This window comes from Rhodococcus sp. ARC_M6 (assembly GCF_022810305.1).
Lineage (GTDB): Bacteria > Actinomycetota > Actinomycetes > Mycobacteriales > Mycobacteriaceae > Rhodococcus_F.
In genome coordinates this window covers 1-341 of sequence record NZ_JALGQH010000094.1, presented here as the reverse complement: position 1 = coordinate 341, position 341 = coordinate 1, and the positions used below count along the sequence as shown (strand labels likewise).

The following is a 341-nucleotide window of genomic DNA, read 5'->3' as shown; positions in this document are numbered from 1 at the left end:
GAGCGTTGGTGACCAAACCGGACAAGGAATCGTTCTCGTTCGAGTTCAAACTCGATGTGGTGCGCCGTTTCCTCGCTGGCGAGACGAAGGTCGAGCTCGCCAAGGAATTCGTCTTGTCGTCGCCGAAACTGATCGAGAGGTGGGCGCGGAAGTACCGCGACGAGGGCGAGGACGGGTTACGCCCCAAACGCAGAGACCGCCCGCCGAGACCTGTCGGCGCTGCACGATTACATCCACTGGTACAACCATGAACGCATCTCCACAAAGCTCCAGGGCCTGAGCCCGGTGCAATACCGGGTTCAAGCCCTGGTGGCTTAGGCTCTTATTTGGCCAGTCCAACT

General features: G+C 59.5%; 1 protein-coding gene and 1 pseudogene. Both read left to right on the top strand.

The window, feature by feature from the left end:
* Nucleotides 1-8 precede the first annotated feature (8 nt).
* The gene (locus MTX36_RS29540) at nt 9-251 is read left to right on the top strand and encodes a helix-turn-helix domain-containing protein (RefSeq protein WP_308198273.1); all 243 of its coding nucleotides are present in this window, start codon (nt 9-11) and stop codon (nt 249-251) included.
* A pseudogene (locus tag MTX36_RS29535) lies at nt 220-318 on the top strand (IS3 family transposase); the annotation flags it as partial. The gene MTX36_RS29540 and the pseudogene MTX36_RS29535, both read left to right, overlap by 32 nt.
* Between the last annotated feature and the right edge of the window lie 23 nt (nt 319-341).